The following is a 20,437-nucleotide window of genomic DNA, read 5'->3' as shown; positions in this document are numbered from 1 at the left end:
GCAGAGCCAGTTGGACGCGACGGGACGTCTCGCTTCAGCGAGACCCGAGCCAGGGACGGTAGCAGGACGCCGGTTCCGAGAGGAGGTGCGTCAATGGCAGAGCTGTTGATCCTCACGCCCGCCACCGGCGGGTCGGCCGAGGTACTGCCCGCACTGGGACTGCTGTCCCATCGGGTGCGGGTGCTCCCGATGGAGCCCTCCGCGCTCGTCGACGCCCCCGACGCGGACGTCGTGCTGCTGGACGCCCGCCGCGACCTCGTCGCGGCCCGCACCACGTGCCGCCTGCTGCACGCCACCGGCCTGACGGTGCCGCTCGTGCTGATCCTCACCGAGGGCGGCCTCACGGTCGTGACCCACGAGTGGGGAGCCGATGACCTCCTGCTGGAGTCCGCCTCGCCCGCCGAGGTCGAGGCCCGGCTGCGCCTGGTGGTCGAGCGTTCGGCGCGCGGCCCGGCCGAGGAGTCGCAGCAGGAGATCTCCGCGGGCGAGCTCGCGATCGACGCCGGCGGGTACACCGCCCGGCTGCGCGGCCGCCCGATCGACCTGACCTACAAGGAGTTCGAGCTCCTCAAGTACCTGGTGCAGCACCCGGGCCGCGTGTTCACGCGGGCCCAGCTGCTGCAGGAGGTCTGGGGCTACGACTACTACGGGGGCACGCGCACGGTCGACGTCCACGTGCGGCGCCTGCGCGCCAAGCTGGGCCCCGAGCACGAGCAGCTCATCGGCACGGTGCGCAACGTCGGCTACCGGTTCGACCCGCCCAAGGAGCGTCCGGTCGAGGACGTGCCGGCGCCGGAGGCGACCACCGCCCCGTCGTCCGACGCCAAGCCGGCCGACGACCAGAACGGCGGCTCCGCGGGGAAGCGCGTGGCGCAGACCGGCCACTGAGCCGGGCACGGGGTGCCGCGCAGACCGGGCACCGAGCGCGTAGGTTCATACCTGTGACCGCACTCTCGGCCAGACCGGCCGTCCGCTCGGCAGCCACCAGCGACTACACGTGCGCCCTCGTCGAAGGGCCGTGGCGGCACGAGTTCGTCTCCTCGGGCGGTTCGCGCTTCCACGTCGCGACCGCGGGCCCGGAGAGCCGCTCCGCGCCCCTGGTGCTCCTGCTGCACGGCTACCCCCAGTTCTGGTGGTCCTGGCGTGCGCAGATCCCCGCCCTGGCGGACGCCGGCTACCGCGTCGCGGCGATGGACGTCCGTGGTGTGGGCGGCTCGGACAAGCCGCCGTCGGGCTACGCGCTGACGGCGCGGGCGGCCGACGTCGCCGGCGTCGTGCGCTCGCTCGGGCGGGAGGAGGCAGTCGTGGTGGGGCACGGTACGGGCGGCACGCTCGCGTGGGCGGTCGCGGCGCTCCACCCGGGCACGACGTCGGCCGTCGCCGCGCTGGCCAGCCCGCACCCGGCCCGGGTGCGCCTGCGCAGCACCGCCGCGTTCACGCCGGCCGCGCTGCGCGAGCTGGCGTACCTCCAGGTCCCCACGCTGCCGGAACGGGCGCTCATCCAGGGCGACCTGGTGCGGCGCACGCTCGACCTGGGCGCGGCCGCTCCGCTGCCCGACGACGTCGTTGACCGGTACCGGGCCGTCATGCGCATCCCGTTCGCGGCGCACTCGGCCGCCGAGGCGCTGCGCTGGGTGGTCCGGTCGACGCCCCGGATGGACGGGCGCCGGTTCGGTACCGCGCTGCGCCGCCCGCTGGACGTGCCGGCGCTGCAGCTCCAGGGCGCCCGGGACGGGTTCCTGCGGCACGAGCGCGCCGACGTGGACGCCAACGCCGTCGTGTCCGACCTGCGCTACGAGCTGCTGCCCGGGGCCGGCCACTTCCTCCCGGAGGAGGCGCCGGAGCGGGTGAACGAGATCCTGCTGGGCTGGCTCGCCCGGGTGGCCTAGCTACTTCAGCGGCAGGCCTGCCAGCGGCGAGCGCTCCGGCGCCGGGCGCACGAGCTTCGCCGCCTTGTCGGGGTCGGTCTCGCCCGCGCCGTACGACGGGCACAGGTGCTTGATGCTGCACGCCCCGCACGCCGGGGTGCGCGCGAGGCAGACGCGCCGCCCGTGCCACACGAGGTGGTGGCTGAGCATGGTCCATTCCTTCTTCGGGAAGAGCTCACCCACCTCGGCCTCGACCTTGACCGGGTCCTCCTCTGCGGTCAGGCCCAGGCGCCGCGCCAGCCGCCCGAAGTGCGTGTCCACGGTGATGCCGGGCACGCCGAACGCGTTGCCGAGCACCACGTTCGCCGTCTTGCGGCCCACGCCGGGCAGCGTCACCAGGTCCTTCAGCCGTCCCGGGACCTCGCCGTCGAACCGCTCGACGAGCGCCTTGCCCAGGCCGATCACGGCCCTGGCCTTGGCCCGGAAGAAGCCGAGCGGACGCAGGATCTCCTCCAGCTCCTCCGGGTTGGCCTCCGCGTAGGCCTGCGCGTCCGGGTACATCACGAACAGCTCGGGCGTGGTCTGGTTGACCCGGACGTCGGTGGTCTGCGCGCTCAGCACCGTCGCGACCAGCAGCTCCAGCGGCGTCCGGAAATCCAGCTCGGCGCGGGCGTCCGGGTAGGTCTCCCCGAGCACGCGGTTGATGCGCCGCGCCCGGCGCACGAGCGCCAGCCTGGTCTCCGGCGCATCCTTGGACTGACGTTCGGGCTCGTGCTCGCTGACGGTCACGTCGCCACAGTAACGACCCCCACTGACATCCGGCCCGGGAACTCCGTCAGCGGGAACCTGGCGCGGGGTTGGCCCGTGTACCTAGGACGCGGAGTATGAGAAGGTCAAGGGCGCACCCGCCGTCCACCAGCCGAGCGGTCGCGACCCGATGCCCGCCCTCCGGTCCGGGCAGCGCCCCGGACCCCACGACGGTCCACGTGAATCGAGGAAGAGTCACCATGCCGTACACGCACCACCTACGCGTCTACCCGTCCGCCGAGCCGCTCAAGCGCACCGACCAGCTCGCCTGGAAGCTCGCGGAGCTCGCCACCGACACCGTCGAGCCCACGGCCGAGGTCACCGACATGGTGATCAACCGCGTGATCGACAACGCCTCGGTCGCGGCGGCCAGCCTGACGCGTGGCCCCGCCGTCGCCGCCCGCTCGCAGGCGCAGGCGCACCCCTACACCCCCGGCTCCACGGTCTTCGGCCTGGACGCGGAGGCCACCAGCAGCCCCGAGTGGGCGGCGTGGGCCAACGGCGTCGCCGTCCGCGAGCTCGACTTCCACGACACGTTCCTCGCCGCCGAGTACTCGCACCCCGGCGACAACATCCCGCCGATCCTGGCCGTGGCCCAGCACGCCGGCCGCTCGGGCCGGGACCTGGTCCGCGGCATCGTGACCGGCTACGAGATCCAGGTGGACCTGGTCCGCGCGATCAGCCTGCACAAGCACAAGATCGACCACGTGGCGCACCTCGGCCCGTCGGCGGCGGCCGGCATCGGCACGCTGCTGGGACTGGACACCGAGACGGTGTTCCAGGCGGTCGGCCAGGCCCTGCACACCACCACGGCCACGCGGCAGAGCCGCAAGGGCCAGATCTCCACCTGGAAGGCGCACGCCCCGGCCTTCGCGGGCAAGCTCGCGGTCGAGGCCGTGGACCGCGCCATGCGCGGCCAGACCTCCCCCGAGCCCATCTACGAGGGTGAGGACGGCGTCGTCGCGTGGCTCCTGGACGGGCCCGGTGCCGCCTACGACGTGGTGCTGCCCGAGCCCGGCGAGGCGCGGACCGGCATCCTCGACACGTACACCAAGGAGCACTCCGCGGAGTACCAGGCGCAGGCGATCATCGACATGGCCCGCGCGCTGGGCAACGAGCGCCCCGAGCTGCGGGACCCCGCGAACGTCGCCTCGATCGTGCTGCACACCAGCCACCACACCCACCACGTGATCGGCTCGGGCGCGAACGACCCGCAGAAGTACGACCCGACGGCGTCGCGCGAGACGCTCGACCACTCGGTCCCGTACATCTTCACGGTCGCGCTGCAGGACGGCGGCTGGCACCACGTCGGCTCCTACGCCCCCGAGCGCGCGCAGCGGCCCGAGACGGTCGAGCTGTGGCGCAAGGTCACCACCGCCGAGGACCCGGAGTGGACGCGCCGCTACCACTCGACCGACCCCGCCGAGAAGGCGTTCGGCGGCCGCGTCGAGATCACGCTCACCTCGGGCGAGGTGGTCACGCGCGAGATCGCCGTGGCCGACGCCCACCCCCTGGGCGCCCGCCCGTTCGCCCGCGCGAACTACGTGGCCAAGTTCCGCACGCTGGCCGCGGGCATCCTGTCCGACGCCGAGATCGACCGGTTCCTCGACCTGGCCGAGCGCCTGCCGGAGCTCACGCCCGCCGAGGTCCGCGAGCTCACGATCGTCGCCGCTCCCGGCGTTCTGGACGCCGTCCAGGCCCCGACCGGCCTCTTCGAGCTGGGCAGGCACTGATGCTCTACTCGCACCTCACCGCCGCGGCCAAGCGCCGGGCCTTCCGCGAGGCCCTCGCCGGGCCCGAGATCCTGCGGCTGCCGGGCGCGTTCAACCCGCTGAGCGCCAAGCTGATCCAGGACAAGGGGTTCGACGGCGTCTACGTCTCCGGCGCCGTGCTGTCGGCCGACCTCGGCCTGCCCGACATCGGCCTCACCACGCTCACCGAGGTGGCCGGCCGGGCCGGGCAGATCGCCCGGGTCACCGACCTGCCCGTGCTCGCCGACGCCGACACCGGGTTCGGCGAGCCCATGAACGTGGCCCGCACGGTCCAGACCATGGAGGACGCCGGCGTGGCCGGCATCCACATCGAGGACCAGGTCAACCCCAAGCGCTGCGGCCACCTCGACGGCAAGGAGGTGGTCGGGCTCGGCGACGCCGTCCGGCGCATCCGGGCCGCCGTCGACGGCCGCCGCGACCCCGACTTCCTCATCATGGCGCGCACCGACGTGCGCGGCACCGAGCCGGGCGAGCGCGGGCTGAAGCTCGCGATCGACCGGGCGAAGGCCCTGGCCGACGCCGGGGCGGACGCGATCTTCCCCGAGGCGATGAAGGACCTGAAGGAGTTCGAGGCGGTGGCCTCGGCCCTCGACGTACCCGTGCTCGCCAACATGACCGAGTTCGGGAAGTCCGAGCTCTTCACGGCCGAGGAGCTGCACAACGCCGGGGCGCGGCTCGTCATCTATCCCGTCACCCTGCTGCGCATCGCGATGGGTGCCGCGGAACGGGCGCTGGACCAGATCTCGGCGTCGGGCACCCAGGCGGACCTGGTGCCGCAGATGCAGACCCGGGCCCGGCTCTACGAGCTGACGGACTACGCGGCCTACAACCACTTCGACTCGAACGTCTTCACCTACCAGCCCTGACTTAGTCTCGACACGAAGGAGTGCGCATGACCGAGACCACGGAGATCCGCAAGGGTCTGGCCGGCGTCGTCGCCGACACGTCGGCGATCTCGAAGGTCAACCCGGAGACCAACTCGCTGCTGTACCGGGGCTACCCGGTGCAGGAGCTGGCCGCGAAGAAGTCCTTCGAGGAGGTCGCCTACCTGCTGTGGCACGGCGAGCTGCCGACACCCGCGCAGCTCACCGAGCAGACGGCGGCCGAGCGCGTCCACCGCGAGCTGCCGGACAACATCCGGGACGCGATCCTGGAGCTGCCCACCGACTGCCACCCCATGGACGTGTGCCGCACCGCGGTGTCGATCCTGGGCGCGCACGACCCGCAGGCCGAGGACTCCTCGGTCGAGGCGGAGCTCGCCAAGGCGCTGCGGCTGTGGGCGGTCCTGCCCGCTGTCGTCGCGCTGGACCAGCGCCGCCGGCGCGGCCAGGAGATCGTGCACCCGCGCGAGGACCTGGGCTACTCCGCGAACTTCCTGTGGATGACGTTCGGGGAGGAGGCCGAGCCCGCCGTCGTGCAGGCGTTCGAGGCCTCGATGGTGCTGTACGCGGAGCACTCGTTCAACGCGTCCACGTTCACCGCGCGCGTCATCACCTCCACGCTCGCCGACCTGCACTCGGCCGTGACGGGCGCCATCGGCGCCCTCAAGGGCCCGCTGCACGGCGGCGCGAACGAGGCCGTGCAGGCCACGTTCGAGGAGATCGGCTCGGCCGACCGGGCCGAGGCCTGGCTCGACGACGCGCTGGCGCAGAAGAAGAAGATCATGGGGTTCGGCCACCGGGTCTACAAGAGCGGCGACTCGCGCGTGCCGACCATGCGCGCGGTGCTCGGCGACCTCGCCGCGCACTACGGCAAGACCGAGGTGCTCGACCTGTACGAGACCCTCGAGAACGCCATGGTCAGCCGCAAGAACATCAAGCCGAACCTGGACTACCCCGCCGGTCCGGCCTACCACCTGATCGGGTTCGACACGAACATCTTCACGCCGCTGTTCGTGGCCTCCCGGATCACCGGGTGGACGGCGCACGTCATGGAGCAGCGGGCCGCCAACTCGCTCATCCGGCCGGTGTGCGAGTACGTGGGGCCGGAGCAGCGCGAGGTGCCCTGACGACGTTCCCAGGACGCCCGTTCCGAACTCCCAGGTGACACCCCTAGGATTTATGGACGGGCGTCCTACTTCGTGCTGGGCAAAGCCGACATCCCGCATGAGGCGGACGATCGCGTCGGGCTGCACGCCACGCGGACGCCACGAGAGACACCGATGACCCGGCAATCTCGTGACATTGAGGCAGACTGAGAGGTGGAAAAGACTGATGGACGAAAGTCCCCGACACGTGAGGACACCACTGGTGGACGACGAAGTCGTACTCTCTGCCCCCCTCTTCGCGGACATGGAAGGCGAGGAGACGCGCGCGCTCTTCGAGTCCATGGTGCCCGTGGAGCTGGTCCGGGGTGACGTGCTCTTCCGCGAGGGCGAGCCGGGCGACCGGCTCTATGTCATCGCGCAGGGCAAGATCAAGCTGGGCCGCCGGTCGAGCGACGGCCGCGAGAACCTGCTGTCGATCCTGGGCCCGGGCGAGATGTTCGGTGAGCTGTCCCTGTTCGACCCGGGTCCCCGCACGGCGTCGGCCTCGTCCGTCTCGGACTCCGTGGTCTACGAGCTGCGTCACGACTCGCTCGTGAAGTGGATCGCGGACCACCCCGGAGTCGCGACCCAGCTCCTGGGTGCCCTGGCGCGCCGGCTGCGGCGCACGAACGAGACGCTCGCCGACCTCGTGTTCTCCGACGTCCCCGGCCGTGTCGCCAAGGCGCTGCTGGACCTGTCGACCCGGTTCGGCGAGCCCAACGACGACGGCATCCGCGTGGCGCACGACCTCACGCAGGAGGAGCTGGCACAGCTCGTCGGCGCCTCGCGCGAGACCGTGAACAAGGCCCTGGCCGACTTCGCGACCCGCGGCTGGGTACGCCGCGAGGGCCGGGCCGTGGTCCTGCTGGACCTCGACCGCCTGGAGCGCCGCGCCCGCTGACCCGTTCGCCGGGGTAGAACCGCTGGTTCTACCTCGGCGCCGCCGTCAGCGTCATCAGCGTCGCCTCCGGGCGGCACGCGAAGCGCACCTGGGCGTACGGCGACGTGCCGGCGCCCGCAGAGACGTGCAGCCACGTCGAGTCCTCGCCGCCCTCGCGGTCGGGGCGCGGGCCGGGCCAGCCGTGCAGGCCGGACGCCCGGCCGCGGTCCAGGTCGCAGTTGGTCACCAGCGCGCCGTAGTACGGCAGGCAGAGCTGCCCGCCGTGGGTGTGGCCCGCGATGATCGCGTCAACGCCGTCGTCCTTGAGCTGGTTCAGGACCCGCTGGTACGGGGCGTGCACGACGCCGAGGCGCAGCACCGCGTCCTCCTCACCGGGCACGCGGCCCGGCTCCGGCATGACGTCGAGGTCGAGGTGCGGGTCGTCCATGCCGACCAGCCCGATGGTCCGCCCGTCGCGGAGCTCCACGAGCCCGCGCCGGTTGTCCAGGTCCACCCAGCCGGCGTCGGTGAACGCCTTCCGGAGCGACTCGGTGGGCAGCGGGATCTTCTCGCCGCCCTCGATCCGGGCGTCCGGCAGCAGGTACCGGGCGGGGTTCTTGAACGACGGCGCGTAGTAGTCGTTCGACCCCATGACGAACGCGCCGGGCACGTCCATGAGCTGGCCCAGGACGTCGAGCAGCGGGGCGAGCGACTGCTGGTGGCCGAAGTTGTCGCCCGTGTTGATCACCAGGTCGGGCTCGAGCGCGGCCAGCGACCGGACCCAGGCCTGCTTGGTGCGTTGGCTCGGCGTCAGGTGCAGGTCGGCGGCCTGCAGGATCCGGACGGGCCGCTGCCCCGGGGGCAGCACCGGCACGGTCACCCGGCGCACGCGGAAGAGCTTGGTCTCCACGTGCGCGTAGGCGATTCCCGCGACGGCGATGCCCCCGACGATCCCGAGCGCCCTGCCGACGTTACCCAGCGTCCCCATGCGGATCAGTCGTTCCCGCCGGGGCCGCCGCCACCACCGTTGTCGCCGCCGCCGGGGCCTGCGTCGCCGCCGCCACCGCCGGTTCCGGCGTCGCCGCCGGTGTCACCGCCGCCGGTGCCGTCGCCGCCCTCGTCCGAGCCCGCGTCGCCCTCGTCGCCGTCGTTGCTCTCCTCCGTCTTCGGCGGGGCCGGAGCCTTGCCGACGAGCGCGGGGGCGGGAGCGGGGAACGCCGTCGGGGGCAGGTCGGCCATCGCCTGGTCCATGTACCGGCGCCACGTCGGCGCGGCGATCGTGCCGCCATACATCGGGCCGGCCTTGGCCGACGTGCTGTACCAGGACATCGACGGCAGGTACACGCTCATGTGCGGCACGTTGCCGCTGGCCTCGCCCACCCAGACCGAGGTGGAGAGCTCGGGGGTGTAGCCGGTGAACCAGCTCTGCATCGCCTCGTTGGTCGTGCCGGTCTTGCCCGCCACCGGACGGCCGTCGGCGAGGCCGGGGGCGATGTCCCAGGCCGTACCGAACGGACTGGTCTGGAAGACCTTGGTCATGGCGTAGGCCACCGTGTTGGCGACCTCGGGCTCGAGCGTCTGCTTGCAGTCGGCCGACGGGACCGGGACGTCCTTGCCGTCGTGGTCCTTGACCTCCAGGATCGCGACCGGGTTGCAGTAGGTGCCGCCCGATGCGAACGTCGCGAAGGCGGACGCCTGGTTGATCGGCGTCGAGGCCTGCGTACCGAGCGTCATCGACGCCAGCACGTCGATGTCCGCCTGCTGCGGGTTGTCGATCGTCCGGAAGGTCGGTGCGCCGTCGCGCGTCAGGCCCGACGTCATCGGCCGGAAGCCGACGTCCCAGGCCGTCTTCTGCACGTTGCACAGGTCGAGCTGCTGCGACATCCGGGCGTAGACCGTGTTCAGCGACTGGAAGGTGCCCTGGAGCACGCTCACCGAGCCGCTGGCGGACCCGTCGACGTTCGACACGTTCCAGGGCTGGTGCGTGAAGGCGTGCACGCAGCCGTTGGCCTGGAACGCCGTCTCGTAGGCGGAGAAGGCGTTGGCGCTGACGCGGTCCTGGAGCGTGCGGCCGCTGCGCAGCCACTCCGCCAGGACGAACGGCTTGAAGTTGGAGCCCACCTGGAACCCGCGCGAGTTGCCGTGGTTGTAGTCGGCCGAGTAGTTCTGCGCCGTCGTGCGCGCCGCAGGTTCGGCCCGCGCGTCGTACGGCACGTTCTGCGCCATGGCCTTGATCTGCCCGGTGCCCGGCTCGACCGACGTGACGGCCGCCTCGAGGTCGTAGGCGTTGTCGGCCGGGACCGCCTGGCTGATCGTCTCCTCGGCGGCCTTCTGCATCTTGAGGTCCAGCGTGGTGACGATCCGCAGGCCGCCGCGGTACAGGAGGTCGTACCGGTCGTCCCTGGTCTCCCCGAACTCGGGGTTGGCCATGATCTCCTTGATCACGTAGTCGCAGAAGAACGCGGCGCCGCCCGCCGAGTCGCAGCCGACCTCGATGGGCTGCACGTCGAGCGTGTCCTCCAGCTTGGTCGCCATCGCCTCGTCGCGCTCGGCGGTGGAGATGTAGCCGAGCTGCCACATCTTGCCGATCACGAGGTTGCGACGCACCGACGCGTCCTCGGGGTTGGCGACCGGGTCGAACTGGCTCGGCGCCTTGGTGATGCCGGCGATCGTGGCTGCCTCGACGACCGAGAGGTCCTTGGCGGACTTGTTGAAGTAGTGCTGCGAGGCGGTCTCGACGCCGTACACGCTCGTGCCGAACTGCGCGATGTTGAGGTAGCCCTGGAGGATGTCGTCCTTCGACATCTCCTTCTCGAGCGCGATCGCGAGCTTCGCCTCGCGGAGCTTGCGCGTGAGCGAGTCCTCGCGGGCCTCCAGCACACCGAAGGTGTCGCCGGCGCGGTCGGCCTCCTCGATCAGCACGTTCTTCACGTACTGCTGCGTCAGGGTCGACGCACCCTGGGTGTCACCGCCGCCGAAGTTCTGCACGGCGGCGCGCGAGATGCCCTCGGGGTCGACGCCGCCGTGGGTGTAGAAGCGCTCGTCCTCGATCGCGATGACGGCGTTCCTCATGTTGGCCGACACCTTGTCGAGCGGCACCACGATGCGGTTCTGCGCGTAGAACGTGGCCAGCTTCGTCTTGCCGTCGCTCGCGTAGATCTGCGACTGCTCCGACAGGGGCCCGGGAACCAGCTCGGCGGGCACCTCCTCGAACACCTCGACACCCGTGTCGACCGCCGTGTCCATGCCGGACGCCAGCGGGATCACCAACCCGGCGGCGATCACACCGCCGGCACCGGCGGTGAGCACGAATGCGAGAAGAAGTCCGATGAGCTGAGCCGCGGGTATGGTCCGAGTGATCCGGCGCGGCTCGCGAGGGTTCGCCATGGCCATGCGCCCAGGTTACGGGGTGTCACTGACAGGGCGCGCCGAAAACCTGCCCGGCCGGTGTGCAGGTCTCGTGGGGAATCGCCGTCGCCGATCGCGGGCTAGCATCGTCGGCATGGCAACGAAGTGGGAGTACGCGACGATCCCCCTCCTCATTCACAACACCAAGGCGATCCTCGACCAATGGGGCTCGGACGGCTGGGAGCTCGTGCAGGTGGTCCCCGGACCCGACGGCACCGGTCTCGTCGCCTACCTGAAGCGCCCCACGGGCGGTGACGCATGAGCCACGAGCAGCGTCTCGCCGAGCTGGGCATCAAGCTCCCCGAGGTGGCGGCCCCGGTCGCGGCCTACGTGCCGGCCGTGCAGACCGGCCGCTACGTCTACACGTCCGGCCAGCTGCCCTTCGCCGAGGGTGCGCTCCAGGCCACCGGCAAGGTCGGCGAGGGCGAGGGTCTCGTCTCCCCGGAGGACGCCGCTCGCTACGCCCGCACCTGCGCGCTCAACGCGCTGGCCGCCGTCCGGTCGGTCACGGGCTCGCTCGACTCGATCTCCCGGATCGTCAAGGTGGTCGGCTTCGTCGCGAGCGACCCGTCCTTCACCGGCCAGCCGGGCGTGATCAACGGGGCCTCGAACGTGCTCGGCGAGATCTTCGGCGACGCCGGCCTGCACGCCCGCTCCGCCGTCGGCGTGGCAGTCCTCCCGCTGGACTCGCCGGTCGAGGTGGAGCTCGTGGTCGAGCTCGCGTAACGCTCTCGCAGCGGCCCGGAACGGGCGTGACCGGAGCCACTACGGATTCGGTTTCCGTTCCGGGCCATGCGTCGGCTATTCTGAGCAGGCTTCCGCGGAAGGGCTTCGTGCCTGATGCGCGGTGGACTCCATCGGGGTGTGGCGCAGCTTGGTAGCGCGCTTCGTTCGGGACGAAGAGGTCGCAGGTTCAAATCCTGTCACCCCGACCAGTGGATCATGGCCCTGACCAGCATTTATGTTGGTCAGGGCCATTGTCATTCCCTGACACCGAGGCTCAAAACCCTCCGCTGCTGCACGAAGTGCTGCACTACGCATCAGCGCGTCACCCCGTCGCCGGGCATCCTGAACAGCGGTTCCATGTGCCAGTCGGGAGCGACGACCTGCACACTGAAGACCTGATCCATCACGGTCGCGCCGGTCTGTATCACGGGCCGCAGCTCGTGCCGGTAGACCCGCTCAGTCGTGGTCGTATCGGTGTGGCCGACGAGGCGGGCAATCTCTTCGGTGGGTGTGCCGCCCGCTGACATCAGCGAGACGAATGAGTGCCGCAGTTCACGAGGCGTCCAGTCCTCCGCGACGACACTCGGCACCAGGCGGAGCGCCGACCGAAAGGCACGACGGACGTTCGCGGCGTCAAGGCGCGCCTACGGCGCGCACCCGGTCGGCGGGCCGGGGCCCCGCGATGGGGCCCCGCGCTCCGGGCGCTTCGCGCCCTCTGCGCACCCCACCGCACCCCACCCCGCAGACCGGGTACAACAGCGGAAGGCCCGGAGACCGAGTAGGTCTCCGGGCCGATTCGGTTCCACGACGGCAACCGCTACCGTCCCCCCATGACACTCGACCAGGTGCTCGCCATCGTCTGGGGGGTAGGTGCGATCGCCATCGGCCTGCACGCGGCCCTGAACAGCGAGGCCAATGCGCGAGCAGCGCTCAAGCAACAGGGCAGCGACCCCGACGAGTCAAAATTCCAATGGATGTACCCGCTCACACGCACCCTGGGATGGATCCTGGTCCCTTTTGGCTTCGCGGCAGCGGTTCTGGGGCTGCTCGGGCTCTGAGCTGACGCCTGCTGGGTGGTCCCCATTTGCCTCCGGCCGGCACCGCAGGAATCAAGAGGATCAGGGACCCCGAGCCAGGAGATTGATGGGACACAAACCCGCGAGGCCATCACCGAGGATCGCGTGCGCTGCTGCATGAACTGCTGCACGCAGGCCACGACCAGGAGCGGACGCCAGCGAACAGCAACGGGCGGAATCCTCCGCGTGGGAGAGCAAGAACCCGACTCAGAATCGCTTCGGGACGAAGAGGTCGCAGGTTCAAATCCTGTCACCCCGACCATATGAGAGGCCCTCCGACCAGCAGAAATGCTGTGTCGGAGGGTCTTTTTTCTTAGTGCTGCCGGGGCGCGACGGGAGGCTTGTCGCGCCGACGAGGCTCCCGGTAGACATGGGCCCGTGACAGACCAACGCCGCGCTGCCAGCACCGTCACCGCGACCTCCCTGACCGTGATCGCCTGTTGCGCCCTGGCGATGACCGTCAAGGTGTTTGCCGGAAGCCCCTTCGAGATCGACCAGCCCAGGGTCTTGGAGCAGAGGGCCCTGGAGCAGTACGTGGTCGACGCGGTGCAGTACGGCGCCCCCAGGACCGTGACCAAGGACGACGTCACCTGCCCGGCGTCCGTCGTCGTCGAGGTCGGGCGCACGTTCGAGTGCGATGCCCGGGTGGTCGACGACACCACGTCGACCACGGTCACCGTCGAGATCGTGGACGAGCTGGGCAACCTGTACGCGACCGCCGACTGAAAGGCCCCACCGTACGCAGCGGACGCCATGGCCGTTCCTGACGCCGTTGCCCTCGCCGCCGGTTCTGCCCGTGGCAGACAGGGCTGCTTTCGACGAGCGATGCGAACGCGCGTGTCATAGGTTGATGGCATGAAGCGTTCGAGGGTGGTTCCGGTGCGGGTGGGCGATGGGTCGCCTGCCGGATCGGTGCTGCCCGGGGCTGGTGCGACGTCCAACGGCGTCGTGCCTGCCGGTGGTGGCGCCGACGCCACACCCATGGATGCTGCCCGTGTGCGAGAGGTGCGTCGGATGCTGGCGGGCATAGCTCTGCCAGGGACCGCGAGTGCAGACGCTCGCTCGGACCGGAGTGCACCGCGCGCGCAGGCGGAGTGGGTGGATCTGCTCGGTGAGCTGGAGGCGTTGAAGAACGCGGTCACGGCGACGCAGGCCCGGCTGGCCGTGGTGTTGGACGAGGCGACCAAGGCCGACGAGGCCGTGCACGGGATCCGGGCGGAGCGGCAGGGTCGTGGTGTGCCGAACCAGGTCGGTGCTGCGCTGCGGGTGAGCCCGCATGCGGGTGCCGGGTTCCTGGGCACGGCCCGGGTATGGGTCGCGCAGATGCCGCACACGTTCAACGCGCTGCGCTCGGGGGTGTTGTCGTCGTGGCGGGCCACGCTCCTGGTCCGGGAGACCTCCCACCTGTCCCTGGAACACCGCGCCCTGGTCGACGAGGAGATCTGCGGACCGCAGCACCTGGCCGAGCTGGCCCGGATGGGCACACGCCGCCTGATCGCACGCATCAAGGAACTGGCCGCCCAGTTGGATGTGCACGCGTGCGTCAAGCGCAACGCGAAGGCGGTCTCTGAGCGGCAGGTGTCTGTGCGTCCGGCTCCCGACCTGATGGTCTACCTGACCGCCCTGGTGCCCATGGCTGAGGGCGTGCAGGCCTACGCTCAGCTCAAGGCCCACGCCGAGACGACCAAGACGGCCGGGGACGTGCGTGGGGTCGGTCAGATCATGGCCGACACCCTGATCGAACGCGTCACCGCCCGTCAGCCTGGCCACGCGGGTGATGTGCCGGTCACGATCAACCTCCTGGTCTCCGACCAGACCCTCCTGGCCGGCGGGAACGAGCCCGGTGTGGTGCTGGAGGGCGCCCCGGCGGGTGTGGGCACGGTCCCGGCGCCCGTGGCACGTCACCTGGCCGCGCATGCAATCGACACCGACACCGCGTGGCTGCGCAGCATCTACGTCAACCCGCACGGCAGGTTGCTGGCCAGCACGTCGACGTCAAGGTTCCACCCCCAGGGCCTGGCCGCGCTCCTGCGCGCCCGGGAGCAGGGGATCTGCGCCACGACGTGGTGTGATGCCCCGGTCCGGCACCTGGACCACGTCACCCCGCACGCCGAGGGCGGCCCGACCAGCCTGGACAACGGGCAGGGCCTGTGTGCCCGGTGCAACCATGCCAAGCAGGCACCGGGTTGGTCGCAGAAGACCACCCAGATCGACGGCCGGGATGCTGTGGAGACGGTGACACCGACGGGGCACACCTATGTCTCGGTCGCCCCCACACCACCCGCACCGGTCACGACCGGCAATGCAACGCCGGCTCATGGTGCGCTGGTTCGCACCACAGTCCGCGACGCGATCCCGGTCCCTGACACGGCGCCCGCACAGGGCGGGGCATCAGCACCCGAGCGATCCACCACCCCAACCTGGACCCCGGCCGTCAACATGACGGGACCGAGCAACGGCCGCACACCCCGCAGCCGCTACCAGATCGGCTGCCACACCAACCCCCGCAACGCCCCGATCCCGTACCGACCAGGCACACGAAACCACCGCCGTCCGACAGCCCGCCCGGCCCCACCACCGGCCCGGCTGCATGGAAGACGCCGGCCCGACCTCTCCTGGGCTCACCCCACCTGAACAGCGAGCCCGCCCTCCGCACGCCCGGGAACTGGTGCCCGCATCCCTCTCGGGTGCAAGACTGATCGCCTACCCCAAGCCCGGGAGTCCGAGCCCAGGAGGAGTCCTATGAACCCGTACGTTCTGGTCGGTGGTGGGCTGACAACTGCCCGCGCGGCGGAGGCGCTGCGCAAGGAGGGATACCGCGGCGATCTCGTGGTCGTCACCAGCGAGCCCCATCATCCGTACGAGCGCCCGCCGCTGAGCAAGGACTACCTGCGCGGCGAGGCGGAGCGCGACGTCGTCTTCCCGCTGGACGAGACCTGGTACCGGGAACACGAGGTCACCGTCCGCACCAACGAGACCGTGGTCGGGCTGAACCCCGACGGGCACACGCTGACCCTGTCCGACGGCGCCACGCTCCCCTTCGCCAAGCTGCTGCTCGCGCCCGGGTCCACGCCGCGGCCGCTCGATGTCACGGGCACCGATCTCGCGGGCGTGCACTACCTGCGCACGATCGACGACTCCGACCGCATCTCCAGCATGCTGCTCGAGGCATCGCTGGAGGGAGTGGGCCGGGTCGCCGTCGTCGGCGACGGCTGGATCGGGCTCGAGGTCGCGGCGTCGGCCAGAACCCTCGGGCTGGACGTCACGATCGTGGGCCGCGGGACGCATCCGCTGGGACGCGTGCTGGGGCCCGAGATGGGCGACTTCTACGCCGGGGTCCACGCCGAGCACGACGTGCGCCTGCTGCGCCGGACGTCGGTCTCGGGGTTCCAGGGCGCGGAGGGCCGGGTCACCGGGGTCGACCTGTCGGACGGGACGCGGATCGGTGCCGACGTCGTCGTCATCGGGGTCGGCGCCACCCCGAACATCGGGCTCGCGGAGGTCGCCGGGCTGGACCTGCGGGCAGCGTCGGAGGGCGGCGGCATCGTGGTCGACGGCACGCTCGCGACGTCGCACCCGGACATCTTCGCCGCGGGCGACGTGGCCAGCATCCCCTCGCCGCACTACGGGCGGCCGCTGCGGGTGGAGCACTGGGCCACGGCGGAGCGGACCGGCGCGCACGCCGGCCGCGCGATGCTCGGCGCCACGGATCCGTTCGACCGGCTGCCCTACTTCTACAGCGACCAGTACGACGTCGGCATGGAGTACACCGGCTGGGTGGACGTGCCCGGCGGGTACGACGACGTGGTGATCTCCGGCGACCTGAGCGCCCGCGAGTTCGTGGCGTTCTGGCTGCTCGACGGACAGGTCGTGGCCGGGATGGCCGTGAACGTGTGGGAACAGATGGACCGTGTGGAGGAACTGATCAGGTCTCGGAGGAAGGTTCCGCGCGAGGAGCTGGACGCCTTCGTGGGCTGAGGTCCGGTGGGACGATCTCGGGGTGCCGCCACTCCGCCGGGTCCTGCTGCTCGCCACCGCGTCCGCGCTCGTCCTGGCAGGGTGCACCCCGGGGCCGCCGGACGAGATCGAGTCGGCCGCGGAGGCGGTGCGCGCCCTGCCCGGCGTCGCCGACGTGGCGGTGACCCGGACGTTCGGGCCTGAGCCCGTCCAGGGCAACTTCGGGCAGCGAAGCGAGACGCGGCCGAGCACCGTGCGGGTCGAGGTCGCCCTGGCGGGGGCGCTCGACCCGGAAGGGGCGGGCGAGGCCGCCGGCACGGCGCACCGGCTCCTGGCGGGGGCGGCGAGGGACATGGACGAGAACATCACCGTGACATCGGACTTCGTCGGGCCGGGCCTCACAGTGAGTGCCGGGCCCGACACCGCGGCCGACGTCGTGGTCGACGCCGTCGAGGACGGTTACGGCCTGCTCGCGGCAGGAGCCACGACCGTCGGCCTCGGACTGGGCGCGGACGGCGGCTCGGACCCGCTCGCCGCGACCGCGCACGTGGTCGCGGCCTCTCCGGACGACCTGGTCGACATCGCCGAAGCGGCCGACGAGCTGGACCGCCGGGTCGAGCTGGAGGCCCCTGGCGCCCGCTACCGGTCCGCGGCCCGCGTGCCCGACATCGACACGGTACGGCTGCTGGTCGCCGCGGCGGGCCGGCCGGGTGTCCAGGACGCCACCTACCTCGCCCAGGAACGACGGCTCACGCTCCAGTCCGATGCCGAGCCGGGCGCCCAGAGCCTTGCTGACCTGCGACGTTGGCTCGAGGCGCAGGACTTCGCCACGGCGGACAACCCGTTGGCCTACACCGTCCTGGACGCCGGGTACACCGAGACGACCGGCTGGGTGTCCGGCGCGGAGCCCGCTCCGCGCCCCACCGAGCCGGCCGGTGGTGCGACCCCCTGGCCCGACGACGACGCCGCCCCCAACTGCACGGGGCAGGACCTGGAGGTCACGCTCGGCGTCGTGGACTCGGCAGCGGGCACGCGGGGTGTCTCGGTCCGGGCCCGCAACGTGTCGGGCCGGCCGTGCGCCGTCGAGAGCGTGCCCGACCTCGTCTTCGAGAACGAGGCCGGGCAGCCCCAGGGGAACGTCACGGTCCAGCCGTCCGACCCCGGCGTGGTCCCCACCCGCGTGGTGGTGCCCGACGGCGGGGCCGTGCTCGCCCCGCTGCTCTGGCACACCATGTCGACGGCCAACGACCCGGACACCACCACGACGATCCAGGTCACCCCGGTCCCGGACGCCGACCCGGTGCCGCTCGACGCGACGACGGACGGCACCCGGGCGACGGGGCTCGACATCCTCGACGGTGCGGAGGTCCGCGTCGGCCCCTGGACGCAGGGCGACTAGTCCTCGCACGCCTCCTGCAGCGCACGGTCGAGGCGGCCGGCCGTGGGCTCGAACCCGCCGACGGCGATCTTTCCTCGCAGCGGCAGGGGCAGCTCGCGCTCCACACCGAGCACGTGGACGGCGAGGTCCGCGGTGTCGAACATCATCCAGCCGTCGGATATCGGGAGGTCACCCTGCGGATCGACGATCCACATGGTCGCCTCACGATCGGGCGGGATGACCACCCGGTCCGAGGTCTGCGAGCGTTCCGGCGCACCGTCCGCGGGATTCTTCAGATACAGGTAGTCCTCCAGGAAGTCGTCGGCCATCGGCTCGAACCGGAACACGTCCGGATTCGTGCTGATCACCGTGACCGGCCACCGCGAGGAATTCCGCACCGTCTGCACCAGCACGACGTCCTCGTCCGTGCCGAACATCACCCAGGGATCCTCCCCGGGGACGCAGTCGGGCAGGGTCGCACCGTTCCCGGTGCTGCTCCCCGAGCCCAGCTCCACCACGGCCGTCCGAGCCGCGATCTGCCAGGCCGCGACCCCCGCGACCAGCGCCAGGGTCACCGCAGCACCCACGATCCGGGCAGTCCTGCGCGGCCGCCCGACCTCCGCCGACTCCACCTCTGCACCGCTCGTCATGGCCGGACAGTAGGTGCGAATCGCACCGGCAGTCCACCAAAACGCCCTCAGGCGTCGCACGCCTCCTGCAGCGCCGCGCCGAGCTGGTCGCCGTCCTTGCCACCGCCGACGTAGAGCGTGCCGGGAAGCTGGAGCGAGGACTCGCGCTCGACGCCGAGCGTCCGCAGGGTCACAGGCGCCTCGTCGAACGAGTACCAGACGCCGGAGTCCTGGACGCTGCCACGCTGCGGGTCCACGATCCACATCGTGACCTCACGCCCCGGCGGGAGCACGACCTGGCCGGAGGTGTCGGCGGGCTCGGCGCCGTCGGCGGACGAGACCGCACTGTGGTCATCCGGATCGTCGCTCAGCGCCTCGAACCGGTACACCTCCGGATCGGAGCTGGTCACCGTGACCGGCCACCGCGACGGGTTGCGCAGCGTCTGCCCCACGACCACGTCGTCGCTGGTGCCGTACACGGCCAGGGCCATCCGCGGAAGGCAGTCCGGGAACGCCATGCCCCCGCTCAGGGTGACGCCCTCCGCCACGATCCGGGTGCTGCGGGCCGCGTACTGCCAGACACCGATGCCGGCAACCAGCGCCACCACCACGACGGCCGCGCCCACGATCCAGGCCGTGCGCCGGGAACGCCGACGCCCAGGTTCTTCCCCGACCCCACCCGTGTCCACCATCCCCACAGGATAGGGCGACACAGCGACACCGGCCGGGCACAGGGCCCGGCCGGTGCCGAAGGGGATCAGCCGCGCCGCTCGCGAACCGCCTTGGCGAGGTCGCGGAGCAGGTCCTCCGTGGTGTCCCAGTCCATGCACTTGTCGGTGACGGACTGGCCGTAGGTGAGCTCCGACAGCGGGCCCGGCTGCTGCGCGCCGGCCTCGATGAAGCTCTCCATCATGAGGCCCGTGATGCCGTGCTCGCCGTCGGCGATGCGGTTGGCGATCTCGTGCACCACGCCCGCCTGGCGCACGTGGTCCTTGCCCGAGTTGCCGTGGCTCGCGTCGACGATCACGCCGTTCTCGACGGCGCCGCCGAGTCCGGAGGTGCGCGCCACGCGCAGTGCGGCGGCGACGTCCTCCGGGGAGTAGTTGGGCCCCGACCGACCGCCGCGCAGGATCACGTGGCAGTCCGGGTTGCCCGTCGTCTCGACGGCGGCGGCGCGGCCCTCGGCGTCGGCGCCGAAGAAGGTGTGCTCGCTCGCGGCGGTGATGCAGCCGTCCACGGCGACCTGCACGTCGCCGTCCGTGGCGTTCTTGAACCCGACCGGCATCGACAGACCGGAGGCGAGCTGCCGGTGCACCTGCGACTCGACGTTGCGGGCGCCGATGGCGCCCCAGGTCACCGCGTCCGCGACGTACTGCGGGCTGGTGGGCTCCAGGAACTCGGCCGCGGCCGGCACGCCGGCGTCGAGCACGCCGAGCAGCACCTCGCGGGCCAGCCGCAGGCCGTGGCGCACGTCGTGCGACCCGTCCAGGTGCGGGTCGTTGATGAGGCCCTTCCAGCCCACCGTGGTGCGCGGCTTCTCGAAGTACACCCGCATCACGACGACGAGGTCGTCGGACAGCTCGCGCCGGAGCGTGGCGAGCCGGGCGGCGTAGTCGAGCGCGGCGACCGGGTCGTGCACCGAGCACGGGCCGACGATCGTCAGCAGCCGGTCGTCCTCGCCGGTCAGCACGTCGCGCACCTCACGGCGGGACGTCGTCACGAGGTCGCTGCGGGCGGTGCCGAGCGGCATCGCCTCCAGCAGGCTCCGCGGGGCGGGCAGCGGGTCGAGGGCGCGGATGCGCAGGTCGGAGGTGCGGGTACCGAGGTCGGTCGTCGCCTCGGTGCTGGGTTCCGCGGGGGTGATGCTCATCGGGATCGGGGCTCCTGGTTGGCGGGGTCTGGTTCGAGGA

At 71.5% G+C, this 20,437-nt stretch carries 19 protein-coding genes, 1 tRNA gene and 1 pseudogene; 14 read left to right on the top strand and 7 right to left on the bottom strand.

What is annotated here, in order from left to right; genetic code table 11:
• The first annotated feature begins 93 nt into the window (after positions 1-93).
• Entirely contained in the window at positions 94-888 is a 795-nt protein-coding gene (locus tag QRN56_RS25550) for a winged helix-turn-helix transcriptional regulator (protein WP_285108048.1), read from the top strand.
• Between the two features lie 53 nt (positions 889-941).
• Positions 942-1,889 (top strand): alpha/beta fold hydrolase, encoded by a 948-nt coding sequence (locus QRN56_RS25545; RefSeq protein WP_285108046.1) that lies wholly within the window; start codon positions 942-944, stop codon positions 1,887-1,889.
• Here the strand turns inward: QRN56_RS25545 and nth are convergent, their stop codons facing one another.
• The gene (gene nth / locus QRN56_RS25540; RefSeq protein WP_285108045.1) at positions 1,890-2,657 is read right to left on the bottom strand and encodes an endonuclease III; all 768 of its coding nucleotides are present in this window, start codon (positions 2,655-2,657) and stop codon (positions 1,890-1,892) included.
• Between the two features lie 218 nt (positions 2,658-2,875).
• On the opposite strand from nth, the gene QRN56_RS25535 reads away from it, so the two are divergent.
• The 4 genes from QRN56_RS25535 to QRN56_RS25520 all read left to right on the top strand — a co-directional run bounded on the left by QRN56_RS25535 (position 2,876) and on the right by QRN56_RS25520 (position 7,374).
• Entirely contained in the window at positions 2,876-4,408 is a 1,533-nt protein-coding gene (locus QRN56_RS25535) for an MmgE/PrpD family protein (protein WP_285108043.1), read from the top strand.
• On the top strand, positions 4,408-5,313 hold the full coding sequence (gene prpB, locus QRN56_RS25530) for a methylisocitrate lyase (protein ID WP_285108042.1): 906 nt from the start codon (positions 4,408-4,410) through the stop codon (positions 5,311-5,313). Before QRN56_RS25535 ends, prpB begins: the two co-directional genes overlap by 1 nt.
• Positions 5,314-5,339: 26 nt before the next feature.
• On the top strand, positions 5,340-6,455 hold the full coding sequence (locus tag QRN56_RS25525) for a bifunctional 2-methylcitrate synthase/citrate synthase (RefSeq protein ID WP_285108040.1): 1,116 nt from the start codon (positions 5,340-5,342) through the stop codon (positions 6,453-6,455).
• A gap of 241 nt (positions 6,456-6,696) precedes the next feature.
• Entirely contained in the window at positions 6,697-7,374 is a 678-nt protein-coding gene (locus QRN56_RS25520; protein WP_108493397.1) for a Crp/Fnr family transcriptional regulator, read from the top strand.
• 28 nt (positions 7,375-7,402) lie between these two features.
• Here the strand turns inward: QRN56_RS25520 and QRN56_RS25515 are convergent, their stop codons facing one another.
• Positions 7,403-8,341 (bottom strand): metallophosphoesterase, encoded by a 939-nt coding sequence (locus QRN56_RS25515; protein ID WP_285108039.1) that lies wholly within the window; start codon positions 8,339-8,341, stop codon positions 7,403-7,405.
• 5 nt (positions 8,342-8,346) lie between these two features.
• Positions 8,347-10,746, bottom strand: coding sequence for a transglycosylase domain-containing protein (locus tag QRN56_RS25510; RefSeq protein ID WP_285108038.1), 2,400 nt, complete (start codon positions 10,744-10,746; stop codon positions 8,347-8,349).
• A 109-nt stretch (positions 10,747-10,855) separates the two neighbouring features.
• On the opposite strand from QRN56_RS25510, the gene sp36 reads away from it, so the two are divergent.
• The 3 genes from sp36 (at position 10,856) to QRN56_RS25495 (ending at position 11,696) form a co-directional block, all read left to right on the top strand.
• Positions 10,856-11,023 carry a Sp36 family protein gene (gene sp36, locus QRN56_RS25505; RefSeq protein ID WP_020017885.1) on the top strand — a complete coding sequence of 56 codons (168 nt, stop codon included), beginning with the start codon at positions 10,856-10,858 and terminating at the stop codon, positions 11,021-11,023.
• Positions 11,020-11,487, top strand: a complete 468-nt coding sequence (locus tag QRN56_RS25500; protein WP_285108037.1) for a RidA family protein — start codon at positions 11,020-11,022, stop codon at positions 11,485-11,487. Before sp36 ends, QRN56_RS25500 begins: the two co-directional genes overlap by 4 nt.
• 132 nt (positions 11,488-11,619) lie before the next feature.
• Positions 11,620-11,696: transfer RNA gene (locus QRN56_RS25495), tRNA-Pro, on the top strand.
• Positions 11,697-11,801: 105 nt separating this feature from the next.
• Here QRN56_RS25495 and QRN56_RS25490 read toward each other — a convergent pair.
• A pseudogene (locus QRN56_RS25490) lies at positions 11,802-12,116 on the bottom strand (tyrosine-type recombinase/integrase); the annotation flags it as partial.
• 201 nt (positions 12,117-12,317) lie between these two features.
• Between QRN56_RS25490 and QRN56_RS25485 the strand changes: the two are divergent.
• From QRN56_RS25485 to QRN56_RS25465, 5 genes are all read left to right on the top strand, one after another.
• Positions 12,318-12,545: a hypothetical protein gene (locus QRN56_RS25485; protein WP_285108036.1), complete on the top strand. Its 228-nt coding sequence runs from the start codon at positions 12,318-12,320 to the stop codon at positions 12,543-12,545.
• 396 nt (positions 12,546-12,941) lie between these two features.
• Positions 12,942-13,289 (top strand): DUF4333 domain-containing protein, encoded by a 348-nt coding sequence (locus tag QRN56_RS25480; protein ID WP_285108034.1) that lies wholly within the window; start codon positions 12,942-12,944, stop codon positions 13,287-13,289.
• 255 nt (positions 13,290-13,544) lie between these two features.
• Positions 13,545-15,197 (top strand): HNH endonuclease, encoded by a 1,653-nt coding sequence (locus QRN56_RS25475; RefSeq protein WP_285108094.1) that lies wholly within the window; start codon positions 13,545-13,547, stop codon positions 15,195-15,197.
• A 108-nt stretch (positions 15,198-15,305) separates the two neighbouring features.
• Complete coding sequence (locus QRN56_RS25470; RefSeq protein WP_285108032.1) at positions 15,306-16,541, top strand: NAD(P)/FAD-dependent oxidoreductase; 1,236 nt, start codon at positions 15,306-15,308, stop codon at positions 16,539-16,541.
• 22 nt (positions 16,542-16,563) lie between these two features.
• Entirely contained in the window at positions 16,564-17,919 is a 1,356-nt protein-coding gene (locus QRN56_RS25465; RefSeq protein WP_285108030.1) for a DUF4232 domain-containing protein, read from the top strand.
• Here the strand turns inward: QRN56_RS25465 and QRN56_RS25460 are convergent.
• The 3 genes from QRN56_RS25460 to QRN56_RS25450 all read right to left on the bottom strand — a co-directional run bounded on the left by QRN56_RS25460 (position 17,916) and on the right by QRN56_RS25450 (position 20,397).
• The gene (locus QRN56_RS25460) at positions 17,916-18,548 is read right to left on the bottom strand and encodes a hypothetical protein (protein ID WP_285108028.1); all 633 of its coding nucleotides are present in this window, start codon (positions 18,546-18,548) and stop codon (positions 17,916-17,918) included. The two genes, QRN56_RS25465 and QRN56_RS25460, sit on opposite strands and share 4 nt — an antisense overlap.
• A 47-nt stretch (positions 18,549-18,595) precedes the next feature.
• Complete coding sequence (locus tag QRN56_RS25455; RefSeq protein ID WP_285108026.1) at positions 18,596-19,219, bottom strand: hypothetical protein; 624 nt, start codon at positions 19,217-19,219, stop codon at positions 18,596-18,598.
• Positions 19,220-19,284: 65 nt separating this feature from the next.
• A complete protein-coding gene (locus tag QRN56_RS25450) occupies positions 19,285-20,397 on the bottom strand; it encodes a 3-deoxy-7-phosphoheptulonate synthase (protein ID WP_285108024.1) in 1,113 nt (370 codons plus the stop codon).
• Between the last annotated feature and the right edge of the window lie 40 nt (positions 20,398-20,437).

It is taken from the genome of Promicromonospora sp. MEB111 (assembly GCF_030209445.1).
Lineage (GTDB): Bacteria > Actinomycetota > Actinomycetes > Actinomycetales > Cellulomonadaceae > Promicromonospora.
The sequence above is the reverse complement of the archived record's forward strand: the minus strand, read 5'-3'. Positions and strand labels throughout refer to the sequence as shown.